General features: G+C 59.5%; 18 protein-coding genes. 8 read left to right on the forward strand and 10 right to left on the reverse strand.

Annotated features, from left to right (window positions below):
• The first annotated feature begins 93 nt into the window (after nucleotides 1-93).
• Both ACR0JI_RS12680 and ACR0JI_RS12685 read left to right on the forward strand, forming a co-directional pair.
• On the forward strand, nucleotides 94-849 hold the full coding sequence (locus tag ACR0JI_RS12680) for a hydroxypyruvate isomerase family protein (RefSeq protein WP_480474478.1): 756 nt from the start codon (nucleotides 94-96) through the stop codon (nucleotides 847-849).
• 62 nt (nucleotides 850-911) lie between these two features.
• Nucleotides 912-1,142 carry a DUF2798 domain-containing protein gene (locus ACR0JI_RS12685; RefSeq protein ID WP_480474477.1) on the forward strand — a complete coding sequence of 77 codons (231 nt, stop codon included), beginning with the start codon at nucleotides 912-914 and terminating at the stop codon, nucleotides 1,140-1,142.
• 43 nt (nucleotides 1,143-1,185) lie between these two features.
• Here the strand turns inward: ACR0JI_RS12685 and polA are convergent, their stop codons facing one another.
• Together polA and ACR0JI_RS12695 are read right to left on the reverse strand one after the other, a co-directional pair.
• Nucleotides 1,186-3,987 carry a DNA polymerase I gene (gene polA, locus ACR0JI_RS12690; RefSeq protein ID WP_480474476.1) on the reverse strand — a complete coding sequence of 934 codons (2,802 nt, stop codon included), beginning with the start codon at nucleotides 3,985-3,987 and terminating at the stop codon, nucleotides 1,186-1,188.
• 126 nt (nucleotides 3,988-4,113) lie between these two features.
• A complete protein-coding gene (locus ACR0JI_RS12695) occupies nucleotides 4,114-4,293 on the reverse strand; it encodes a zinc-finger domain-containing protein (RefSeq protein WP_480476870.1) in 180 nt (59 codons plus the stop codon).
• Nucleotides 4,294-4,380: 87 nt separating this feature from the next.
• Here ACR0JI_RS12695 and ACR0JI_RS12700 point away from each other — a divergent pair, with 87 nt between their 5' ends.
• Nucleotides 4,381-5,373: an ABC transporter ATP-binding protein gene (locus ACR0JI_RS12700; RefSeq protein WP_480495021.1), complete on the forward strand. Its 993-nt coding sequence runs from the start codon at nucleotides 4,381-4,383 to the stop codon at nucleotides 5,371-5,373.
• Here the strand turns inward: ACR0JI_RS12700 and ACR0JI_RS12705 are convergent.
• Nucleotides 5,370-5,834, reverse strand: coding sequence for a DUF1203 domain-containing protein (locus tag ACR0JI_RS12705; protein ID WP_480474475.1), 465 nt, complete (start codon nucleotides 5,832-5,834; stop codon nucleotides 5,370-5,372). The two genes, ACR0JI_RS12700 and ACR0JI_RS12705, sit on opposite strands and share 4 nt — an antisense overlap.
• A gap of 110 nt (nucleotides 5,835-5,944) precedes the next feature.
• Between ACR0JI_RS12705 and ACR0JI_RS12710 the strand changes: the two genes are divergently transcribed.
• The 3 genes from ACR0JI_RS12710 to ACR0JI_RS12720 all read left to right on the forward strand — a co-directional run bounded on the left by ACR0JI_RS12710 (nucleotide 5,945) and on the right by ACR0JI_RS12720 (nucleotide 10,417).
• The gene (locus ACR0JI_RS12710) at nucleotides 5,945-8,863 is read left to right on the forward strand and encodes an error-prone DNA polymerase (RefSeq protein ID WP_480494991.1); all 2,919 of its coding nucleotides are present in this window, start codon (nucleotides 5,945-5,947) and stop codon (nucleotides 8,861-8,863) included.
• A gap of 48 nt (nucleotides 8,864-8,911) precedes the next feature.
• Nucleotides 8,912-9,325 (forward strand): group III truncated hemoglobin, encoded by a 414-nt coding sequence (locus ACR0JI_RS12715; RefSeq protein ID WP_480474472.1) that lies wholly within the window; start codon nucleotides 8,912-8,914, stop codon nucleotides 9,323-9,325.
• A gap of 153 nt (nucleotides 9,326-9,478) precedes the next feature.
• Nucleotides 9,479-10,417, forward strand: coding sequence for a DMT family transporter (locus ACR0JI_RS12720; RefSeq protein ID WP_480494993.1), 939 nt, complete (start codon nucleotides 9,479-9,481; stop codon nucleotides 10,415-10,417).
• Nucleotides 10,418-10,475: 58 nt separating this feature from the next.
• Here the strand turns inward: ACR0JI_RS12720 and ACR0JI_RS12725 are convergent, their stop codons facing one another.
• Nucleotides 10,476-11,588 carry an S-(hydroxymethyl)glutathione dehydrogenase/class III alcohol dehydrogenase gene (locus tag ACR0JI_RS12725; RefSeq protein WP_267364409.1) on the reverse strand — a complete coding sequence of 371 codons (1,113 nt, stop codon included), beginning with the start codon at nucleotides 11,586-11,588 and terminating at the stop codon, nucleotides 10,476-10,478.
• A gap of 130 nt (nucleotides 11,589-11,718) precedes the next feature.
• Here ACR0JI_RS12725 and ACR0JI_RS12730 point away from each other — a divergent pair, with 130 nt between their 5' ends.
• Together ACR0JI_RS12730 and ACR0JI_RS12735 are read left to right on the forward strand one after the other, a co-directional pair.
• Entirely contained in the window at nucleotides 11,719-12,009 is a 291-nt protein-coding gene (locus ACR0JI_RS12730) for an I78 family peptidase inhibitor (RefSeq protein ID WP_267364411.1), read from the forward strand.
• Nucleotides 12,010-12,075: 66 nt separating this feature from the next.
• Entirely contained in the window at nucleotides 12,076-13,728 is a 1,653-nt protein-coding gene (locus ACR0JI_RS12735) for a DUF6504 family protein (protein ID WP_480494995.1), read from the forward strand.
• Nucleotides 13,729-14,298: 570 nt separating this feature from the next.
• Here ACR0JI_RS12735 and ACR0JI_RS12740 read toward each other — a convergent pair.
• The 6 genes from ACR0JI_RS12740 to ACR0JI_RS12765 all read right to left on the reverse strand — a co-directional run bounded on the left by ACR0JI_RS12740 (nucleotide 14,299) and on the right by ACR0JI_RS12765 (nucleotide 20,747).
• Nucleotides 14,299-14,751, reverse strand: coding sequence for an SRPBCC family protein (locus ACR0JI_RS12740; RefSeq protein WP_480494999.1), 453 nt, complete (start codon nucleotides 14,749-14,751; stop codon nucleotides 14,299-14,301).
• Nucleotides 14,752-14,850: 99 nt separating this feature from the next.
• Nucleotides 14,851-15,663, reverse strand: coding sequence for an XdhC family protein (locus ACR0JI_RS12745; protein WP_480495001.1), 813 nt, complete (start codon nucleotides 15,661-15,663; stop codon nucleotides 14,851-14,853).
• Between the two features lie 13 nt (nucleotides 15,664-15,676).
• On the reverse strand, nucleotides 15,677-16,867 hold the full coding sequence (locus ACR0JI_RS12750; protein ID WP_480495023.1) for a vWA domain-containing protein: 1,191 nt from the start codon (nucleotides 16,865-16,867) through the stop codon (nucleotides 15,677-15,679).
• The gene (locus ACR0JI_RS12755) at nucleotides 16,867-17,733 is read right to left on the reverse strand and encodes an AAA family ATPase (RefSeq protein ID WP_480495003.1); all 867 of its coding nucleotides are present in this window, start codon (nucleotides 17,731-17,733) and stop codon (nucleotides 16,867-16,869) included. Before ACR0JI_RS12755 ends, ACR0JI_RS12750 begins: the two co-directional genes overlap by 1 nt.
• Before the next feature lie 105 nt (nucleotides 17,734-17,838).
• Nucleotides 17,839-20,256: an aerobic carbon-monoxide dehydrogenase large subunit gene (locus ACR0JI_RS12760; protein ID WP_480495005.1), complete on the reverse strand. Its 2,418-nt coding sequence runs from the start codon at nucleotides 20,254-20,256 to the stop codon at nucleotides 17,839-17,841.
• Nucleotides 20,253-20,747, reverse strand: coding sequence for a (2Fe-2S)-binding protein (locus ACR0JI_RS12765; protein ID WP_480474462.1), 495 nt, complete (start codon nucleotides 20,745-20,747; stop codon nucleotides 20,253-20,255). The genes ACR0JI_RS12760 and ACR0JI_RS12765 overlap by 4 nt, the downstream gene beginning before the upstream one ends.
• Nucleotides 20,748-20,754 lie beyond the last annotated feature (7 nt).

The following is a 20,754-nucleotide window of genomic DNA, read 5'->3' on the forward strand; positions in this document are numbered from 1 at the left end:
ATCTGGTCGATTTTCGACAATCTGTCGTTTTCGATCCCTTCCCCAAAAATCATCCCTTGGTTATGGTCGGATAACCACAACCGCTGACCGCCTATGCCCAAATTTGCCGCCAACCTTTCGCTTCTGTTTACCGAAATACCTTACCTGGAGCGGTTTCAGGCGGCGGCAGATGCCGGGTTCACCGCAGTCGAGGTTTTGTTTCCCTACGACATCGCCGCGACGGAAACCCGTCGCGCTTTGCTTGCCAGCGGGTTGGAGCTTGTGCTGATCAACGCGCCACCGCCCAACTACACCGGCGGTGCGCCGGGTTACGCAGCGATCCCCGATGGTCAATCGCGGTTCCAGTCGGATATCCGCCGTGTCCTGCGATATGCCGGGGTGCTGCGCCCCGGCCTGATCCACATCATGTCCGGATACGCCACAGGGCCGGATGCATTGAATTGTTTAGTGCAAAACCTGCAATGGGCCGCCGAATTCGCCCCACAGCAAAAATTCACCATCGAACCGCTCAACCCGGTTTCACAGCCCGGGTATTTTTTGAACGATTACGATCTGGCAGCAGATGTGCTCAACCAGGTGGATCGCCCGAATGTCGGCCTGCAATTTGACAGCTTTCACGCTCATATGATCCATGGCGACGCGCTGGCTGTCTGGGACCGCTTTCATCCGCAGGTGGTCCATGCCCAAGTTGGCGCAGCCCCGAATCGCACGGAACCGGGTCGCGGACCAACGGATTTCAAGGCCTTGTTCTCGACCATGGACGCGGTAGGTTATAGCGGCTGGGTCAGCGCGGAATACACACCCACAACACAACGCACCTGCGACACACTTGACTGGATGCGGGACTGACACTGGTAATTTTCATTCAAATACCGCACATCAGCGGCATTGTGACCATTAGGATGCCTGCCATGATACCAGCCCGCTATGCCCGTGCCGTTTTCAGCCTGATCATGTCCGGCCTCATGTCCTTGATTGTAACAGGGATCGCGACGGTCAAAGCGATTGGGTTTAACCCTGGCACAGTTGGCGACTGGATGGCGTCCTGGGCTTTTTGCTGGCCCATCGCCTTCACCGTAATCCTGCTGTTTGGCCCGTCTGTGCAACGAATGGTGAACCGCATGGTCAGGCCACAGGGCTGACCCGCTGCTAGGACAGCCCGCCGAGACCTGATGAACAACGCCGCTAGTGCGCCTCGGCCCAGTTCGCACCCTTCCCGGCATCCACGACCAGCTTCACATCCAGCTTGACCGCAGGGTCCGAGGCGCCCTCCATCACGTCACGGGCCACGTCGATCACCTGATCCACCGCATCTTCGGCCACCTCGAACAACAACTCGTCGTGAACCTGCAACAGCATCCTGGCAGGCAATCCGGCGATCGCGTCCGGCATTCGCACCATCGCGCGCCGGATCACATCCGCTGCCGTACCTTGAATTGGTGCATTGATCGCCGCGCGGCGCGAGAACCCGGCATGTGGCCCCTTGGCATTGATCTCGGGCGTGTGGATCTTGCGCCCGAACAGGGTTTGCACATAGCCGTGCTCTTTCGCGAATTCGACTGTGTCGTCCATATAGCGGCGAATGCCTGGGAAACGTTCGAAATAACGATCAATAAAGCCCTGCGCCTCGGCCCGTGGAATACGCAGGTTCCGGGCCAGTCCAAAACCCGAAATGCCGTAGATCACACCGAAGTTGATTGCCTTTGCCTGACGGCGGATATCAGGCGTCATCTCACCCAACGGCACATCAAACATTTCGGACGCAGTCATGGCGTGAATATCCAGCCCGTCCGAAAACGCCTGTTTCAGAGCCGAAATATCAGCAATATGGGCCAGAATCCGCAACTCGATCTGGCTGTAGTCGAGGCTGACCATCACATTTCCCGGCTCGGCGATGAAAGCCTCACGAATACGCCGCCCTTCTTCTGTCCGCACCGGAATGTTTTGCAGGTTCGGATCGGTCGAGGCCAGACGCCCCGTGTTCGCTCCGGTGATCGAATAAGACGTATGCACCCGGCCTGTGTCGGGGTTGATATGGGTCTGTAGCGCATCGGTATAGGTCGATTTCAGCTTGCTCAGCTGCCGCCAGTCCAGAACACGGCGCGGCAACTCGTGTTCGGTTGCGAGGTCTTCCAGAATATCTGCCCCGGTCGAGTATTTCCCGGTCTTGCCTTTCTTCCCGCCTTCCAGACCCATCTTGTCGAACAGGATTTCGCCCAGCTGAGCGGGTGATCCGACATTAAAGCTTCCCCCGGCCAACTCGTGAATTTCAGCCTCTAACCCGGCCATTTTCTGGGCAAATGCGTTGGACATCCGGCTCAGGACATCTCGGTCGACCTTGATGCCATGCATCTCCATCTCGGCCAGCACCGGCACAAGCGGCCGTTCCAGCGTCTCATAGACCGTTGTCACCTGCGCCCGATGCAATTGCGGTTTGAACAGCTGCCACAAACGCAGGGTGATGTCCGCATCTTCGGCGGCATAGGCCGTGGCCTCGTCAATCGCGACCTTGTCGAAGGTGATTGCCGACTTCCCCGACCCCAGCAGCGGTTTGATCGGGATCGGTGTGTGGCTCAGATAACGTTCGGACAGAGTGTCCATCCCATGCCCATGCTCACCGCCATGCATGGCGTAGGACATCAGCATCGTATCGTCGAGGGGTGCCAAGTCGATGCCATGCCGCCTGAAGATCTTGGCATCATACTTCATGTTCTGCCCGATCTTGAGGACCGACGGATCCTCGAGCATCGGTTTCAAAAGCCTCAGGGCTTCTTCCAATGGCATCTGCCCCTCGGCCAAAGCATCCGACCCAAACAGATCATCCGCTGATCCATCGCGGTGGGTCAACGGGATGTAACAGGCTTCTCCGGCCTCGACACACAGCGAAATACCCACCAGACCGGCAATCATCTCGTTCAGGCCCGTGGTCTCTGTGTCTACAGCAACCCAACCACGCTCATAGGCCTGGTCAATCCACTTTTGCAGGGCCGCTGCATCACGCACGCATTCGTATTTCGAACTGTCAAACGGGATCACCTCGGCCTCGACCTCTTCCACCGCTGGCGCAGGGGCGTCGGCAATCACCGGAGCCTCAACCCCCAGCTTGTCAGCGATACGCTTGGTGAGGGTGCGGAACTCCATCTCGGCCAGAAACGCCAACAGCGTGTCTGCATCGGGGTCCCTCACCTCAAGGTCATCCAAGGTGAAATCCAGCGGAGTATTCTCATCCAGTTGAACCAGTTTCTTCGAAAGCTCGATCTGGTCTCGCATTTCGATCAGGGTCTGGCGGCGTTTGGGCTGCTTGATCTCATCTGCCCGGTCCAGCAGGGTTTCCAGGTCGCCGAATTCATTGATCAGCAAGGCCGCCGTCTTGACCCCGATCCCCGGCGCGCCAGGAACATTGTCGACGCTATCACCAGCCAACGCCTGAACATCGACCACACGTTCCGGTCCGACCCCGAACTTCTCGACCACGCCATCCCGGTCAATGCGTTTGTTCTTCATCGCATCCAGCATTTCGACGCCGTCACCGACCAACTGCATCAAGTCCTTGTCGGAACTCACGATGGTCACGCGGCCACCGGCATCCCGTGCCTGAACAGCAAGGGTCGCGATGATGTCGTCAGCCTCATAGCCCTCCATCTCCTTGCAGGCGATGTTGAACGCTTTCGTCGCCTCACGGGTCAGTGGCATCTGTGGGCGCAGGTCCTCGGGCATCGCCTCGCGGTTGGCTTTGTAGAGGTCGTAAAGATCGTTCCGGAAGGTATGGGAGCCCTTATCAAAGATCACCGCCACATGGGTCGGCGCATCTGGCCCCGTATTTCCCTCGACATATTTCTGCAGCATGTTGCAAAAGCCCGAAACAGCCCCAATTGGCAACCCATCCGACTTGCGGGTCAGTGGCGGCAGCGCATGATAGGCCCGGAAAATAAAGGCCGATCCATCGATCAGATGCAGGTGACACCCTTTTCCGAAATTCGTGGTCATTTCGCGCCCTCTCTGATCACTTGCGAAAACACTAATGCCACGGGCGCAACGATAGAGCCACCCGCACCGCGGTCGCAATCTTCATCTTTTCATAAATACTCAATGCCCGCACCGGGCAACACGGGCTCAGGCGTCAGTCTGATGCCCGGCCAGAACATATTTGCAGTCGCAATAGGGGCACTCGACCCAGCCCGTGTCTTCGGGGATCTGCAGCCACACGCGCGGATGACCCAACGCACCTTCGCCGCCATCACAGGCAACACGGGCGGTTTCGACGATCTTGGTTTCCGGCGCTTCGATGGTCACGGCTGGCGATCCTTCTTCGGTTGTCGGCCTCGCGGGCATGTATTAGGTGCGTTTATGAGCGATGATCAAACCGGGGGCAAGTGCCACATGTATGACGCGGCAATCAGGATCGAAGGGCTGCGCAAAACCTATCGCGGTGGCAAGGGTCAGCCCGAGAAACATGCGCTGAATGGCATTGACCTGACCGTCCCGCGCGGCTCGGTTTTTGGTCTGCTGGGTCCGAACGGTGCAGGAAAATCGACCCTGATCAACATCCTGGCTGGTCTGGTGGTGAAATCGGCGGGCCGCGTAGCGATCTGGGGCTTCGATCAGGATCAGAATCCACGCCAGTCACGATCGGCCATTGGTGTGATGCCGCAAGAGCTGAACCTCGACCCGTTTTTCACCCCGCGCGGCGCGCTTGAGGTTCAGGCCGGCCTCTATGGCGTTCCGAAGTCCGAGCGGCGCAGTGATCAGATTCTGGAACTGGTCGGTCTCAGCGACAAGGCCGAGGCCTATGCCCGCACTCTTTCGGGCGGTATGCGGCGGCGGTTGCTGCTGGCCAAGGCACTGGTGCATCACCCGAAAATCCTTGTGCTTGATGAACCCACAGCGGGTGTGGATATCGAACTGCGCCAGATGCTCTGGGCCAATGTGCGCAAGCTGAACGAACAGGGCATGACCATCATCCTGACCACCCACTACCTGGAAGAAGCGCAGGAGATGTGCGGCGAGATCGCCATTATCAACCACGGTGAAAAGGTCGCGCAGGACAGCACCGCCAACCTGCTGGGCCGCATGGACAGCCGCACCATGGTGATTGTGCCCGACAGCCCGATCACTGATCTGCCTGCGTCAGAAGGCGTCGAGGCAGCTCTCCGCGATGATGGCAGCCTTGTCCTGCAATACCGAAACATCCAGACCAGCGCCGAACAGGTTCTGGAATCGGTGCGCGCCGCGAATATCCGCATCCGCGACGTCCGCACCGAAGAGGCCGATCTTGAGGATGTATTCCTTGCCCTGACCTCGTCCCGTACCGAAGATCATCCGGCGGATGATCAGGATCAGCCACGCCGGGGCATCCACCGCGTCAAGCTTTAAGCCCGGTCTATTCGCGCCTGATAGCAGTTATTCCGCGCAGATCGCACGTGAATATAGGCAACGTCGGATCGGGAAAAGATATCCCTGACTTTTGTGCCGATCTGATCCGTCGGCGTGATCGCCCCGGTGCCATAGACGATCCTGTCATCCGTACCGTAGCCCTTGATCAGATAGTCGGGCGAGGTGGTCAGAATTTCGGGCAGCGCGTCTTCTTCGTACCGATCACATGGTGTTGCGCACAGAAAGATCGGGCCGGTTTCTGCATAGGGATGTGTCTTTGAAAAAGGTCGATGTGCCAATATCAGCATCTCATCGCCCTCGGGGATATGTCGCAGGCAGTGGCGGCACGGGTTACCTGCACCCGTCGAAACAGCACGTTCCGGCGTTGAACCATATGCATCCGCGCCACCTGTCTGAAGGGCGCGTACATCGTTGGTGGGCAAAGCGGTGATTTTGAACATCTCGGATCTCCTTTTTTGCTGACCATGCCCGTGCGGCCGGACCCAATCGACCCGTTTCCTGCGCAAAGGACTCGAAAAAGAACAAAACGTGAATATAATGTGGAATCGCCATGTATGCCGAGCTGTCGATCACGTCGAATTTTACCTTCCTCACCGGGGCGTCGCACCCCGAGGAGTATATGGAGCGTGCCGTCACCCTGGGCCTACCCGCCATTGCGATTGCCGATGACAACTCGGTCGCCGGGATCGTCCGCGCCCACACTCAGGCGCGCGAGATCGCCCGCAAGGTCCGCGAACGGCTGGCGTGGGAGGCGCAGAATACCTCAATCGGTCCACCCTGCCCCGATCATATCCCCAAGCCGCCCTCCTATCCCATCGACGCGGTTCCCCGCCTGATCCCGGCGGCGCGGCTGATCTTCACCGATGCGCCCACTGTCACCGCCTTACCCCTGAACCGACAGGGCTGGGCCAACCTGTGCCGCATCCTGTCCAGGGGTCGCCTGCGCGCCGAGAAAGGTGATTGCATCCTGCACCTGTCTGACCTGCTCGAATTTTCCGATGGCCTCCACCTGCTACTGTGGCCACAGGCGGCGGGCTCTCCAGGCGGCGCGGGCGCGTGGCGGACACAGGCGCAGCAGCTGACGCGCCGCTTTGCCGGGCGGATGCATCTGTTGATGCGCCCTCGGTATGATGGCGCCGATGGTTCGTATTTCTCTTTATTAGAGATTGAGGCAAAACAGCTTGGCATCCTCACGCTCGCCAGCGCAACACCGCTGATGCACCACGGCACCCGCCGCAAACTGGGCGATGTGCTGACCGCCATCCGCCTGCGCCGCAAAGTGGACGCATTGGGCCGGGACGCTTTGGCCAATGGTGAACAGCGCCTGCGCTCCGAGGCCGAGATGCTACGCATCTTCAAGGGTCATGAAGGTGCCGTTGCCCGCGCCCATGTGCTCAGCGAAGAGTTGAAGTTCTCGCTGGGTGAGCTGCGTTATGAATACCCCAGCGAGGGCAGCGAACAGGAAACCCCGACCCAGCGCCTGCACCGTCTGGCGCATGAGGGGCTGAAATGGCGCTATCCCGCCGGGGCGTCCGAAAAGGCGAAAAAAATGCTGGCGCATGAGCTGACGCTGATCGGCAAGCTGAAATACGAACCCTACTTCCTGACCGTCCGCGATATCGTCCATTTCGCCCGTTCGCGCAGCATCCTGTGCCAGGGGCGCGGGTCAGCGGCCAATTCGGTCGTCTGCTTTTGCCTCGGCATCACCGAGGTCAGCCCCGAGATGGGCACCATGGTGTTTGAACGCTTCGTCTCCGAGGCGCGCGATGAACCGCCAGACATAGACGTCGATTTCGAACATGAACGCCGCGAAGAGGTGATCCAGCACATCTATGACCGCTATGGCCGCGAACGCGCAGGCCTTTGCGCCACTGTCGTGCATTATCGCGGCAAACGCGCAATCCGCGAGGTTGGCCGCGCCATGGGCCTGACCGAAGACACGATCTCGGCACTTTCCTCACAGCTTTGGGGGTTTTTCTCGGCCTCGGGGCTTGAGGCACAACGGATGCGCGAAATTGGCCTCGACCCCGAAGATCGGCGCCTGAAACAGACTTTAATGCTGGTTTATGAGATCGACGGCTTTCCTCGTCACCTCTCGCAGCATGTCGGCGGGTTCATCATCACCGAGGGTCGGCTGGATGAGCTTGTCCCCATCGAAAACGCCACGATGGAGGGCCGCACTGTCATCTGCTGGGACAAAGATGACATCGACAGCCTTGGCATCCTTAAGGTCGATGTCCTCAGCCTCGGGATGCTCACCTGCATCCGCAAGGCGTTTGACCTGATCGGCCAGCATCACCAGACCAGCTACACCCTTGCCACCCTGCCGCCCGAGGATCCGGTGGTCTATGACATGCTCTGCAAGGCGGACAGCATCGGCGTGTTTCAGGTGGAATCACGTGCACAGATGAACTTCCTACCGCGAATGCGGCCGCGTAATTTCTATGATCTGGTGATCGAGGTTGCCATCATCCGCCCCGGCCCCATTCAGGGCGACATGGTCCACCCCTATATCCGCCGCCGTAATGGCGAGGAGGAGGTCTGCTTCCCCTCGGACGCGCTGGGCGAGGTATTGGGCAAAACGCTGGGTGTGCCGTTGTTTCAGGAACAGGCGATGCAGATCGCCATTGTCGGCGCGGGCTTCACCCCGGAACAGGCCGATCGGCTGCGGCGGTCGCTGGCAACCTTCAAGAAACATGGCAATGTCAGCGAATTCCGCGCGCTCTTTTTGCGCGGGATGAAACGCAACGGGTATGAACAGGATTTCGCGGAACGTTGCTTTTCCCAGATCGAAGGCTTCGGCTCGTACGGTTTCCCGGAAAGCCACGCGGCCAGTTTTGCGCTGCTGGTCTATGCCTCTGCCTGGATCAAATGCCACCATCCGGGCATCTTCGCCTGCGCCCTGCTGAACTCGCAGCCGATGGGGTTCTACGCGCCGGCCCAGATTGTGCGGGATGCGCGCGAACATGGGGTGCAGGTGCGCCCGGTCTGCATCAATGCCAGCTTTTGGGACAATGTGATGGAGCCTGATGGCCATGGCGGTCTGGCGCTGCGGCTGGGCTTTCGCCAGATCAAGGGCCTGAGCGAGGAAGACGCCAGCTGGCTGACCGCCGCACGCGGCAACGGCTACACCCAGGTCGACGATGTCTGGCGCCGCGCAGGCCTTGGGCCGTCGGTGATCGAACGGCTGGCCGAGGCTGATGCCTTCGCCGCCTGCGACCTGACCCGGCGCGAGGCGCTCTGGCAGGCTAAGGCAATTGCCACCGCCAAACCTCTGCCACTGTTCTCGCAGGACTTGGAGGGCGAGGCGCTGGATGAACCCAAGGCTTACCTGCCACAGATGACGCTGGGCGAGCAGGTGGTCGAAGATTACGTCGCCACCCGCCTCAGCCTGCGGGCGCACCCGGTGGCCCTGCTGCGGCATCTGCTGACGCCGGATGGGCGCGACAAAACCACCTCTGTTCCGTAACGCCGGAACACCCTATCTGCCGAAAACAGAGTCGAAATTCAGGCTGTCATGACCAGACCCATCCTTCCCCCGCGCTTTCCCGCGACGCCCGAGCAGATCAACGCGCAAGTTCGCGCCTTTTATGCCCGTGTCCGGCAAGACGCGGTTCTTGGGCCCGTATTCGCAAACCACGTCACCGACTGGCCCGCGCATGAGGACAAGATCGCCGCCTTCTGGCGCAATGCCATCCTGTATGAGCGCTGTTATGACGGTAATCCGCAACGGGTCCATATCGAACGGCCCGATGTGAAACCGGAATTCTTTGCCCATTGGCTGGATCTGTTCGAAGAGGTCGCCACCCGGACCCTGCCCGCGGAAACGGCCACCCCATGGGTCGCCTTGGCCCGCCGCATCGGTGTCGGTATGAAGGCAGGTGTTCAATCCGCACGACAGCCCAAAGATGCGCCGCCGATCCTGCGATGATCCCAGATCATGGTGGTTTTGACATGTTAGCGGTAAAATAAGGGCTATTCGTGCCCTCAGAATAGGGTTAAGCAGCAATAAAGACAGCCGGGAACCCTGCCTGCGCTGCCACGATGTATCGTCACCACACCAACATAGGCCGAGGCCGGATCGATGAGCGCTCAAAACAACACCCTTCGGGGGCTTGGCTATGCATTTCTGGGATTTGCCGTCTTTGCCAGCCACGATGCGCTGATCAAGGTGCTGGGCGGCACCTATTCAGTGATGCAGATCATCTTTTTTGCCACGCTGTTTTCTTTCGTTCCAATGGCGGTCACGATCCTGACCGACCGAACGACGGGAAACTTTCTGCCGCATCACCCATGGCTGGTATTGCTGCGCTCGGGCCTGATGGTTACGGCTATGTCCTGCGCGTTTTACGCGTTTTCGGTTCTGCCACTGGCCGAGGTCTATTCCCTGCTGTTCTCATTCCCGCTGATCGTCACGGTACTGTCGATCCCGATACTGGGTGAAGTGGTCCGCGTTCAGCGCTGGGCTGCGGTTGGTGTCGGCCTGATCGGCGTCCTGATCGTTCTGCGCCCCGGTGCAACGGATATCACACTGGGCCACATGGCCGCCCTGATGGCCGCCTTCTGCAGCGCCTTTGCCTCGGTCCTGGTGCGCAAGATCGGGAATGAGGAGCGCTCGGCCGTGCTGATCCTCTATCCGATGTTGCTGGCTATCGTTGTGATGAGCCTTGCCCAACCGGCTGTATATCAGCCGCCGTCCCTGCTGCATCTGGCGATGATGGCGCTGGTTGGGGTGTTCTCGGTCATCGCGCAACACCTGATCATTCTGGCCTACCGCGCCGCACCCGCCGGTGTCGTCGCCCCCAGCCAGTACAGCCAGATCATCTGGGCGACGCTGTTTGGCATGATCTTCTTCGACGAGCGCCCTGACATCTGGGTCGCCGTCGGTGCCAGCATCATCATCGCATCCGGTGTCTATGTTGTTTGGCGAGAAAGCCGGGCCAACACCACCTCGGTCAACACCCCGGTTCTGCGGGTTCGTTCACCCCGGGCAGACACAGGGGCAACACGGCCTGGAAAGTAGGTCTAAAAAACGGCGCGCCGATCAGCGCGCCGTGGTTGGAAAACTGTGGATTTTACTCTTAGTAGATAACCACCGAACGGATACTTTCGCCCTTATGCATCAGGTCAAAGCCGTGGTTGATGTCGTCCAGACCCATGGTGTGGGTGATCATCGGGTCGATCTCGATTTTGCCTTCCATGTACCAGTCGACGATCTTGGGCACATCCGTGCGCCCACGTGCGCCGCCGAACGCGGTACCGCGCCATGAACGACCGGTAACCAGCTGGAATGGCCGGGTCGAGATTTCGGCCCCTGCAGGTGCCACGCCGATGATGATGGATTCGCCCCAGCCCTTATGCGCCGATTCAAGTGCTGCGCGCATCACGCCGACATTGCCTGTGGCGTCAAACGTATAATCCGCACCGCCCTTGGTCAGGTTGACGAGATACGGCACCAGATCGCCTTCAACCTCGGACGGGTTCACGAAGTCGGTCATGCCGAACCTGGTGGCCATTTCCACTTTGGAGGGGTTCAGGTCGACGCCGACGATCTGGTCTGCTCCGGCCAGACGCAGACCCTGAATGACGTTCAGGCCGATACCGCCCAGACCAAACACGATTGCGCGGCTGCCGATTTCCACCTTGGCGGTGTTGATGACCGCGCCGATACCGGTCGTGACACCACAGCCGATATAGCAGATCTTGTCGAACGGCGCGTCCTCGCGCACCTTGGCCAGCGCGATTTCAGGCAGAACCGTGTGGTTCGAGAAGGTCGAGCAGCCCATGTAATGCAGGATCGGATCGCCATCCAAGGTCGAGAAACGAGAGGTGCCATCGGGCATCAGACCCTTGCCCTGGGTTTCCCGGATCGCCTGACACAGGTTGGTCTTGGGGTGCAGACAGTATTCACACTCGCGACATTCCGGCGTGTAAAGCGGGATCACATGATCGCCCGGCTTCAGGCTGGTTACGCCCGGACCCACTTCAACCACCACGCCTGCGCCTTCATGGCCCAGAATGGCCGGGAACAAGCCTTCGGGGTCGGCACCCGACAGGGTGAATTCGTCGGTATGACAGATACCGGTGGCCTTGATCTCGACCAGAACCTCACCCGCCTTGGGGCCTTCGAGGTTCACATCCATCACTTCCAAAGGTTTGCCTGCCTGAATGGCGACGGCGGCACGGGTACGCATGCTACTTATCTCCCTGTCACTTTTGCCCCGACCCTGCGTCAATTACAGGGTGTTTTCAACCGTGCTTTCATGGCAGGTTGGCTAATTAATTGATATTGCAGAAACGACATTGCCAGAATGAGGAACGCCAATGCACCGATTTTTCCCGATCCTGTTCTTTCTGGCGGCCTGCGCTGAGACCCCGCCCGCGCCCGAAGACGCTTTGCTGCCGCCGGAACCTGCCCCGGTCGATCTGGCCTTTTGTCAGGGAGAAGATTTTTCCGATACCGTTGGCCAGCCGGTTTCGAACATTCAGGCAAACCTGCCTGCGCGGTCGCGCGTGCTGGGCCCGGATGGCATCGCCACACAGGATTACCGCATCGACCGGCTGAACGTGTACGTGAATGGCGACGGGATCATCCTGCGGCTGACCTGCGGATAAGGGCGGACTCGACTCAGGCATCGATTCTCACTTAAGAACAAAGAAAGAACATTGTGATGCCTGCAAATGCCCAAACGCCGAATACTTTCGCTATGGTTCCCCCGTCTGGGGGCTGAACGGCTGATCCGCGCTGCGCGGGGGCTGCATACCGGGCCTTTGGCCATCGTGGCCGAGCAGTCGAACATGCAGGTTATTACCTCGGTGAATGCCGATGCGCAGGCTGTCGGGCTACGTGTAGGCCAGCCGGTGCGGGATGCTCATGCCATGTGTGCCAACCTGATCACGCGCCACCGTAACGCCCCGGCCGAAGCCGCGTTCCTGGCCGCGTTGCGTCGCTGGGCGGGAAAGTTCAGCCCATGGGTGGCCGAAGAGGCCCCGGACGGGCTGATCGTCGATCTGTCAGGTTGCGCCCATCTGTTTGGCGGAGAGGAGGCGTTGCTGAACGTTCTTGAAACCGATTGCGCGGATATGGGCCTCAGCGTACAGATTGGCATCGCCGACACGCTGGGCGCAGCCTGGGCTTTGGCGCGCTATGCGGGGCAGGCGGCCACATCCGACCGCAATGGCGACGCCATCAGTCAGGAGGCCCGCGCCACCCGCGCCCGGGCGGGCAAACGGCGGCACTGGACCAAAGGCGGCACCGCGCCGCAAGTGAGGGCCCTGGGTGGAGGCGCGCGGATCGCACCGCCGGGGCAATCTTATGGCGCACTCAGCCCCCTGCCTATCGCCGCGCTGCGGTTGGAAGATCAGGTTGTCGTGCAGCTGAACCGTCTGGGCCTGCGCCGCATCGGCGATCTGCTGGGTCAACCCCGCGCCAGCCTAGCGCGGAGGTTTGGACGCGGGCTGGTTCTGCGGTTGGATCAGGCCATGGGCAGCGCGCCCGAGCCTGTCTCGCCCGCCCGCCCGCCGCACCATTTCGCGGTGCGGATGACCCTGCCCAACCCGATTGGTCTGGTTGAGGATGTCATGGCTGCGGTTGATCGGGTTCTGCCAACGCTTTGCACCAAGCTGGAAGAAAAGGGGCGCGGTGCCCGCACCCTGCGGCTGGAGGCGCACCGCGCCGATCAGGCAGCTGAGGTTATCGAGGTTGGCCTGGCCCGCCCAACTTACGATAAATACCGAATTCGCCCTTTGTTAGAGATGAAAGTTGACAAGATCGACGCAGGCTACGGCATCGACATGCTGCGGCTTGAGGCGGTTCAGACAGAACCCATCCACGCCCGTACCGTGGCCGGCCATGCCGAAGCCTGCCGTGTGGCCCGCAACCGGCTGGCGGGCAACACCGCCGTGGATGATCTGATCGGCAAGCTGGGCGCGCGGGTGGGGCTTGAGGCGATCACCCGGCGCCATCCCGCGGCCTCGCACATCCCTGAGAAAACGGCGCAAACGCTGGCGGCGGCATGGTCGGAACCTGCCCGCGACTGGCCTGCGCCGCCACGCCCCCGCCCCCTGCTGATGTGGCAGCCTGAGCCGGTGATGGCACCGGAAACCCCTGACGTGCCCAGCGCCTTTCGCTGGCGCGGGCGTAACTGGCAGCTGGCGCAGGCCACCGGCCCGGAACGGATCGCACCGGAATGGTGGCTGGATGACCCGAACTGGCGCAGCGGCGTGCGGGACTACTGGGTTGTGGTGACACAGCAGGGTGAGCGGTTGTGGCTGTTTTACGGCCATGGCGGAACCATGTCTGCAGGCTGGTTCTGTCACGGGCAGTTTGGTTAGGGTCTATTTCCCTCGGTACACCAACAGATCCGGCGAGCGGCATTGCCGTTTGTAAACAGCCAATCCCGTCCAGACCTTGCCATCAGAAGAAAATGAACTCGTCCACCGGTATCTGCACCAACCTTCTCGTTGCGCCTGCCATGTTAACACTTGAACCGTCCGGCGTTGCAGTGTCCTGACGGCCTCCGTCTTCAATTTTCAAACGGGCGCGCTCAATCTCGCCCCACAAGAAAAAAAGACCGTCCCGTTTGCCTACAAGACCGGCAGGTATCGTGGTCCGCAAAACACGAGTTTTTGCCTGTGACATCTGCTCTCTTACTGCCTCCGGTGTTTTCCACCTTTTACAGAAAATCTACCGGTTATTTCGGGAAAAGCCAATTTTTTATGGGCGGAACCCAATTTTCAACCCTCCGTTGACAGGCGTGTTCGCAGCTCTCGCTGAAGAGCGTTGTCTTGACTGAGAATTTGCAGATACCGCCGATTGCCGCTCCTTCGGTTGACGGCGGGTTTCCCCGCCTTGTCGACAGTGGTCCCTGCTTTGATAACCTCTAGGCTATGGAAAGCTCCGGATCATGCAGCCGACTGCTCTGACACGATCTCTCCGAACCGCGTAAAAAACTTTGCCGACAACTTCTTGGCGGTTCCCGCAATCAACCGACTGCCGAGCTGAGCAATCTTGCCACCAACATCAACCTTCGCCTTGTATTTCAGCACGGTTTCGTCCCCTTCTTCGGTCAACGATACGTCTGCGCCGCCCTTGGCAAATCCAGCCGCCCCGCCCTTGCCTTCACCCATCAAGGAAAACCCATTTGGTGCATTGGCCGTGTCCAATGTGACCTCACCTGCAAAGCGCGCTTTGACCGGGCCTATTTTCAGAACAACTTTCGCCTCAAGCTCGGTTGGTGATTTCTGCGTCAGTTCCTCACATCCCGGGATGCATTCCATCAATATGTCGGGATCGTTAAGCGCGCGGTAAACGACGTCCCGTGGCGCTGCGATACGGATTTCATCAGTCAGTTCCATTCAGGTCTTTCCTTTGTTCAACAACATCTTCGGAATACGCACGTTGCAACCTTGGCTATCCTTTGTTCCAGCCACGCAGGCCACATGCGGTAAAGGCGTTCAAGCAAGCTTTTCATCATGCGACACCTTTGCTGCCTTTTCACCGTTCCGCCACATCACGATCTCGGCCAAAATCGACAGGGCGATCTCATGCGGGTCTATGGCATATATGTCCAAGCCCGCCGGAGATTTCAGGCGCGCAACCTTCAAAGGGTCCAATCCCTGGGCGATAAGCTTTGCAGTCAGGGCAGCTGCCTTGCGGCGACTGGCCACCATCGACACGCGTGCCGCGTCGGTTTCCAATGCCGCCTTCAAAGCGGACGCATCGCTGCGCCCCTGCGCAGCCACCACGACATAGTCCCGCGGCTCCACGCCCAACACATCGACCTGTTCCAAGGCGAACCGCACATGGTTTCCAGCAATATCAAGCCCATCCTCGACAACCGTACGAAACCCCGCCAAAGATCCATGCGCCGCCAGAGCTTTGGCAATCAACCCCTCGCCGAAAATCACCAGCCGGGGCGCGTGTTGATAGGGCTCGACCAATAGATCAACGGTACCGCCGGACGGGCACCCACTTTTGAATGTTTGTACACCATCGGGATCCGTCATGTTCACCACCTTTTCCGAAGGTTTGACACGGATTATCTGCGGCATTCCGGACGCCCAAGCCTGTTGCGCCGCTGCCCGGACCGCGCGTTGCACACAAGCCCCACCAAGATGACCCAGAATTTCACCCGCCTGGGTAACCGCCGCCTTCCCCCCAGCTTTGGCCGAGGTCGCATCCGCCGTGCGCAAAACCGTCGCCACACAAAAGGCCTCTCCGGTTCCGCGCAGCTGATCGATGGTGTCAAAAATGTCGAAATTCGCCAAGGTCAGACTCCTTTCACAGCTTTTGGAACTGCAGCTCAAGCGCCGCCAATGCATCCAGCGTATTGGCCGGTAAATGCGCATCCAGATAGGGTTCAGCCGCCTGCATCGCTGCCGCAATTGGTTGATAGTCCTTCCAGCCCTTCAAGGGGTTCAGCCAGACGATACGGCTTGCCTTGCGCCTGATACGCGCAAGCATATCCCCCAGAGCCTGCGGATCAGAACTGCAATATCCGTCCGACAGGATCAGAACGACAGTACGCCCGTTCAGTGCCCGCGCGCCGTATCCCGACAGAAATCGCTCAAGACTGCCGGAAATATCGGTGCCGCCGCCGAAGCCTTCGGCCATCAGCGACAACCGACCCGCGGCCCGGAGAGTATCATGGTCGCGTAACGCATCTGTAACCCGCATCAATCGCGTGTGAAACAAATACGCATCTGCTTTGATCCCGCTGCCGATCAACCCTTTCAGGAAAGCCAGAAACACACGTGAGTACACGGTCATCGAGCCGCTCACGTCGCACAATGCCACAATCTGCATCGGGCGCGGCGGCCGCGCTCGGCGATACAGGTCCAGCGGCTCACCGCCACGCGCCAGACTGGCGCGCTGTATTCGGCGCATATCCAGAACAGCCCCGCGCAACGCCCGTTTCCGGCGGCGCGATCGCCTGTCCCGAAATGCCCGCGCCAAGGTCAGCGCGGCTGTTTCAGCCTGTTTTAGGGCCTCTTCATCCATCAACTCTCGCAAGTCCCGGCGTGACAGGTTGGCCGTTCGCGTGGCGATCAACTTGCCGTCCACCCCTTCGGCTTCCCCTTCACCGCAGTCAGGCAGAGTGGCTTCTTGCTCCGACCCGGATCGTGGTTCGTCCTCACCCTGAGTTCTGGTCTGCCAGATCATTGGCTTGGCGGACTGCACCCGCACATGCTTGTTTTTCGCTTTTCCCGAACGCTGTGCGCCAGCGTTGAACCAATAGGCGTCAAACAGTTCATCAAACCGGCGCCAATCTTCCGCATCTCCGGTCAATACCGCGCACATGGCTTGCCGGGCCTGTTTGGCATCCGTTGCATCCACTTCGGACAAGGCGGCAAGCACGTCCCCCGCATCCGACGCGCCCAATTGCATACCGTTCATTCGCAAATGCGCTATGAAACCCGACATACGGTCGGCAAGACCCGAGGCCCGAGAGGGAAAGCGCGTAACCTGCATCACGCGACCTTTCCAATCAGGCGATCCATCACCTCGGGCGGTGCCGCATTGTAATCTGCGGCAGTTTTCAGCAAACACACCAGCGTCGCCTGGACGTCTTCGCGGGATTTGGCCAGATCATTGACACCCAACCCGGACAGGGCTGCTGCCCAATCCAGCATTTCGGCGATGCCCGGTTTCTTCTCAAGGTCTTCCTGACGCAGCGCCTGTACAACACCGATGATCTGACGCGCCAGAATCCCCTCGATTTCAGGCAGTCGCGCCCGCAGGATTGCCAGTTCGGTCTCCCTCGAAGGATAGTCAAGAAAGCTGTACAAACACCTTCTGCGCAGCGCATCCGACAAATCCCGCGTCCCGTTGGCCGTCAGAATGACAACAGGCCGCACATGTGCCTGCACCGTTCCCAACTCGGGTATGGTGATCTGAAAGTCTGACAGGATTTCCAGAAGATAGGCTTCGAACTCCTCATCCGCCCGATCAATCTCATCAATCAACAGAACCGGAGGTTTCGTTTCCGAGATAGCCTCTAACAAAGGCCTTTTCAACAAATATTCATCCGAAAACAGCTGCGCCTCCGCGACGCCGCCTTGCGCTTCGCTCGCCCGGATCGCCAATAGCTGTCGCTGATAGTTCCATTCATAGATGGCATGACTGGCATCCAGACCTTCGTAGCATTGCAGACGTATCAATCGCGTATCGCGCCAGGCTGCCACCGCTTTCGCAACTTCGGTTTTCCCCACACCCGCCGGCCCCTCCAGCAACAAAGGGCGCCCAAGTTTCCGCGCCAGATGCAGCGCCATGACCAACCGATCATCGGCAACATAGCCCTGCGCGGCCAACCCGTTCTGCACGTCGTTCAAGGTCAAAACCAGGATCCTATCTTCATCTGGCCCCAAATATCCCGGGGGAGGTTCGGAGGGAGCTGAGCCCCCTCCGTCCAGTCGGACCGGCAACAGCCGGTCCGATCCCATTCACCCATGCATCCCCAGACCATTGGCAATCTTCCAAATCCGCCAGTGGTCGTGCGGCATATGGCTCTGCACCAGTCCAAAGGGTCGGAACGCGTCATGCACTGCGTTAGAGAAAGCGGGCACACCGCCGACATTTGGGCTTTCCCCCACACCCTTTGCGCCAATCGGATGGTGCGGGGACGGGGTCACCGTATGGTCGGTGGTATAGTTCGGCGTCTCCCACGCGGTCGGCAGGAAGAAATCCATCAGCGTACCGGTCTTCACATTGCCCATATCATCATAGGCAATCTCCTGACCCATCGCGATGGCCAACGCCTCGGTCACACCCCCATGGACCTGCCCCTCGATGATCATCGGGTTGATCCGAGTGCCACAGTCATCCAGCGCATAGAACTGCCGGACTTCCCATTCACCAGTATCCACGTCAATCTCCATGACACAGATATAGGCTCCGAACGGATAAGTCATATTGGGCGGGTCATAGTAACTGACGGCCTCCAGACCCGGCTCCAGCCCAGGAATGGCCTGATTATAGGCGGCGAATGCGATTTCCTTCATGGTCTTGAACCGCTCAGGCGCGCCTTTGACAGCAAAGCGATCCACGTCCCATTCGACGTCATTGTCGTGCACCTCCAGCAGATAGGCCGCGATCATCTGGGCTTTTGCCCGAATTTTGCGGGCCGCCATCGCCGTGGCCGCGCCAGCCACCGGAGTGGACCGGGATCCATAGGTCCCAAGCCCGTAGGGCGCGGTATCCGTGTCACCCTCTTCCAGCGTGATGTCATCGGCGGGCAGGCCGATTTCACTGGCGATGATCTGGGCAAAGGTTGTGGCGTGGCCCTGCCCTTGACTGATCGTCCCCAGCCGCGCAATCGCTGATCCGGTCGGATGAATGCGAATCTCGCAGCTGTCGAACATCCCCAGCCCGAGGATATCGCAGTTCTTCACCGGTCCGGCTCCGACGATTTCCGTGAAATGCGTCAGGCCGATGCCCAGCAGCTTGCGCGTTTTTCCTTCCTTGAAATCCGCGATCCGCTGCGCCTGTTCCGCCCGCAGACCCTCATAGTTCACAGCCTTCAGCGCTTTGTCCCAGGCGGTGTGATAATCGCCCGAGTCATATTCCCAGCCCAGCGCGGATTGATAGGGAAACTGATCTGCCGTGATGAAGTTGATCCGGCGCAACTCGGCCGCGTCCATGTTCAGCTTGATGGCCAGAACCTCGATCATGCGTTCGATGAAATAGGCAGCTTCGGTTACGCGGAAAGAACAGCGATAGGCCACACCGCCCGGCGCTTTGTTGGTATAGACACCATCCACCGCCAGATAGGCAGTCGGGATGTCATAAGACCCGGTGCAGATATTCATGAACCCAGCAGGGAATTTGGTCGGGTCGGCACACGCGTCGAAACCGCCGTGATCTGCCGTGGTATGACACCACAATCCAGTGATCTTTCCATCCTTGGTGGCGGCAATCTTCCCCTGCATCCAGTAGTCACGGGCAAAGGCAGTGGACATCAGGTTTTCCATCCGGTCCTCGACCCATTTCACCGGTTTGCCGGTAACGATCGAGGCCACCACCGAGCACACATAGCCTGCGTAGGCCCCCACCTTGTTGCCAAACCCACCACCGATATCGGGGCTGATCACGCGGATATTATGCTCGGCCAACCCCGAAATCAGCGACACAACCGTGCGGATCGCGTGCGGAGCCTGGAACGTTCCGTAGAGCGTCAGCTTGCCGGTCACCTTGTCCATCGACGCCACGCAACCGCAGGTCTCAAGCGGGCACGGGTGGGTGCGGTGGTAATAGATCATCTCTTCGGCGACCACGTCAGCCTCGGCCAGCACAGCTTCGGTCGCGTCCTTGTCGCCCTGTTCCCATGTAAAGATGTGGTTGTGATGCTTACGCGGCCCATGTGCGCCTTCGGTCTGACCTTCCAGATCTTCGCGGAGCACCACGTCCGACTTCAACGATTCGAACGGGTCCGTGATAACTGGAAGCTCTTCGTATTCGACCTCGACCAGTTCAACGGCATCCGCCGCGACATAGCGGTCTTCGGCCACGACATAAGCAACTTCCTGACCCTGAAACAGCACCTTGCCATCGGCCAGCACCATCTGCTTGTCACCGGCCAAAGTCGGCATCCAGTGCAAACCCAAAGGCGACAGGTCTTCGGCGGTCAAAACGGCGATCACGCCGGGCAGTGCCAAGGCCGCCTCTTTGTTCACGCTGACGACGCGGGCATGGGCATAGGGGGATCGCACAAAATCACCAAATAGCATCCCGTCCAGCTTGATGTCATCGACGTAATTACCCTTGCCCTGGGTGAAACGCACGTCCTCGACGCGCTTTCGGGCGCAACCCATACCTTTGAGGTTGGCAGCGCGTTCTTCGGGGGTCAGAGTCTGGTCGTTCATTCCGCGGCCTCCTTCTGTGCATTGAGCAAGTCAGCCGAAGCCGAGATCGCCTTGACGATATTCTGGTATCCTGTGCAGCGGCACAGGTTTCCGGCCATACCGAAACGGATTTCCTCCTCGGTCGGGTTCGGATTCTCCTGCAACAGACGATGCGCCCGGGTGATCATGCCCGGCGTGCAGAACCCACATTGCAGCCCGTGATGTTCGCGAAACATTTCCTGCAACACTCCAAGGCTGCCATCATCATTGGTCAGGCCTTCAACGGTTGTGATCTCAGCACCGTTTACCTGCGCTACAAAGGCGGTGCAGGATTTGACCGACTTGCCGTCGATATCCACGGTGCAGGCACCGCAATGGCTGGTTTCACAACCGATATGTGGACCGGTGATTTTCAGGTCTTCCCGCAGGAAGTGGATCAGCAGCGTACGTGGCTCGGCCAGACCTTCTACCTGCTTGCCGTTTACGGTCAGTTTGACATGCATTTTAGACATTGGTTCC

The sequence above is a fragment of the Ruegeria sp. N10 genome (assembly GCF_056531545.1).

Coding starts and splice junctions, on each gene's coding strand:
- ACR0JI_RS12750 (WP_480495023.1), bottom strand. CDS start 16,867: ATGCAGGTTACGCGCTTTCCCTCTCGGGCCTCGGGTCTTGCCGACCGT.
- ACR0JI_RS12720 (WP_480494993.1), top strand. CDS start 9,479: ATGAGCGCTCAAAACAACACCCTTCGGGGGCTTGGCTATGCATTTCTG.
- ACR0JI_RS12740 (WP_480494999.1), bottom strand. CDS start 14,751: ATGGAACTGACTGATGAAATCCGTATCGCAGCGCCACGGGACGTCGTT.
- ACR0JI_RS12705 (WP_480474475.1), bottom strand. CDS start 5,834: ATGTTCAAAATCACCGCTTTGCCCACCAACGATGTACGCGCCCTTCAG.
- polA (WP_480474476.1), bottom strand. CDS start 3,987: ATGACCACGAATTTCGGAAAAGGGTGTCACCTGCATCTGATCGATGGA.
- ACR0JI_RS12685 (WP_480474477.1), top strand. CDS start 912: ATGATACCAGCCCGCTATGCCCGTGCCGTTTTCAGCCTGATCATGTCC.
- ACR0JI_RS12680 (WP_480474478.1), top strand. CDS start 94: ATGCCCAAATTTGCCGCCAACCTTTCGCTTCTGTTTACCGAAATACCT.
- ACR0JI_RS12710 (WP_480494991.1), top strand. CDS start 5,945: ATGTATGCCGAGCTGTCGATCACGTCGAATTTTACCTTCCTCACCGGG.
- ACR0JI_RS12765 (WP_480474462.1), bottom strand. CDS start 20,747: ATGTCTAAAATGCATGTCAAACTGACCGTAAACGGCAAGCAGGTAGAA.
- ACR0JI_RS12735 (WP_480494995.1), top strand. CDS start 12,076: ATGCCCAAACGCCGAATACTTTCGCTATGGTTCCCCCGTCTGGGGGCT.
- ACR0JI_RS12725 (WP_267364409.1), bottom strand. CDS start 11,588: ATGCGTACCCGTGCCGCCGTCGCCATTCAGGCAGGCAAACCTTTGGAA.
- ACR0JI_RS12715 (WP_480474472.1), top strand. CDS start 8,912: ATGACCAGACCCATCCTTCCCCCGCGCTTTCCCGCGACGCCCGAGCAG.
- ACR0JI_RS12730 (WP_267364411.1), top strand. CDS start 11,719: ATGCACCGATTTTTCCCGATCCTGTTCTTTCTGGCGGCCTGCGCTGAG.
- ACR0JI_RS12700 (WP_480495021.1), top strand. CDS start 4,381: ATGTATGACGCGGCAATCAGGATCGAAGGGCTGCGCAAAACCTATCGC.
- ACR0JI_RS12760 (WP_480495005.1), bottom strand. CDS start 20,256: ATGAACGACCAGACTCTGACCCCCGAAGAACGCGCTGCCAACCTCAAA.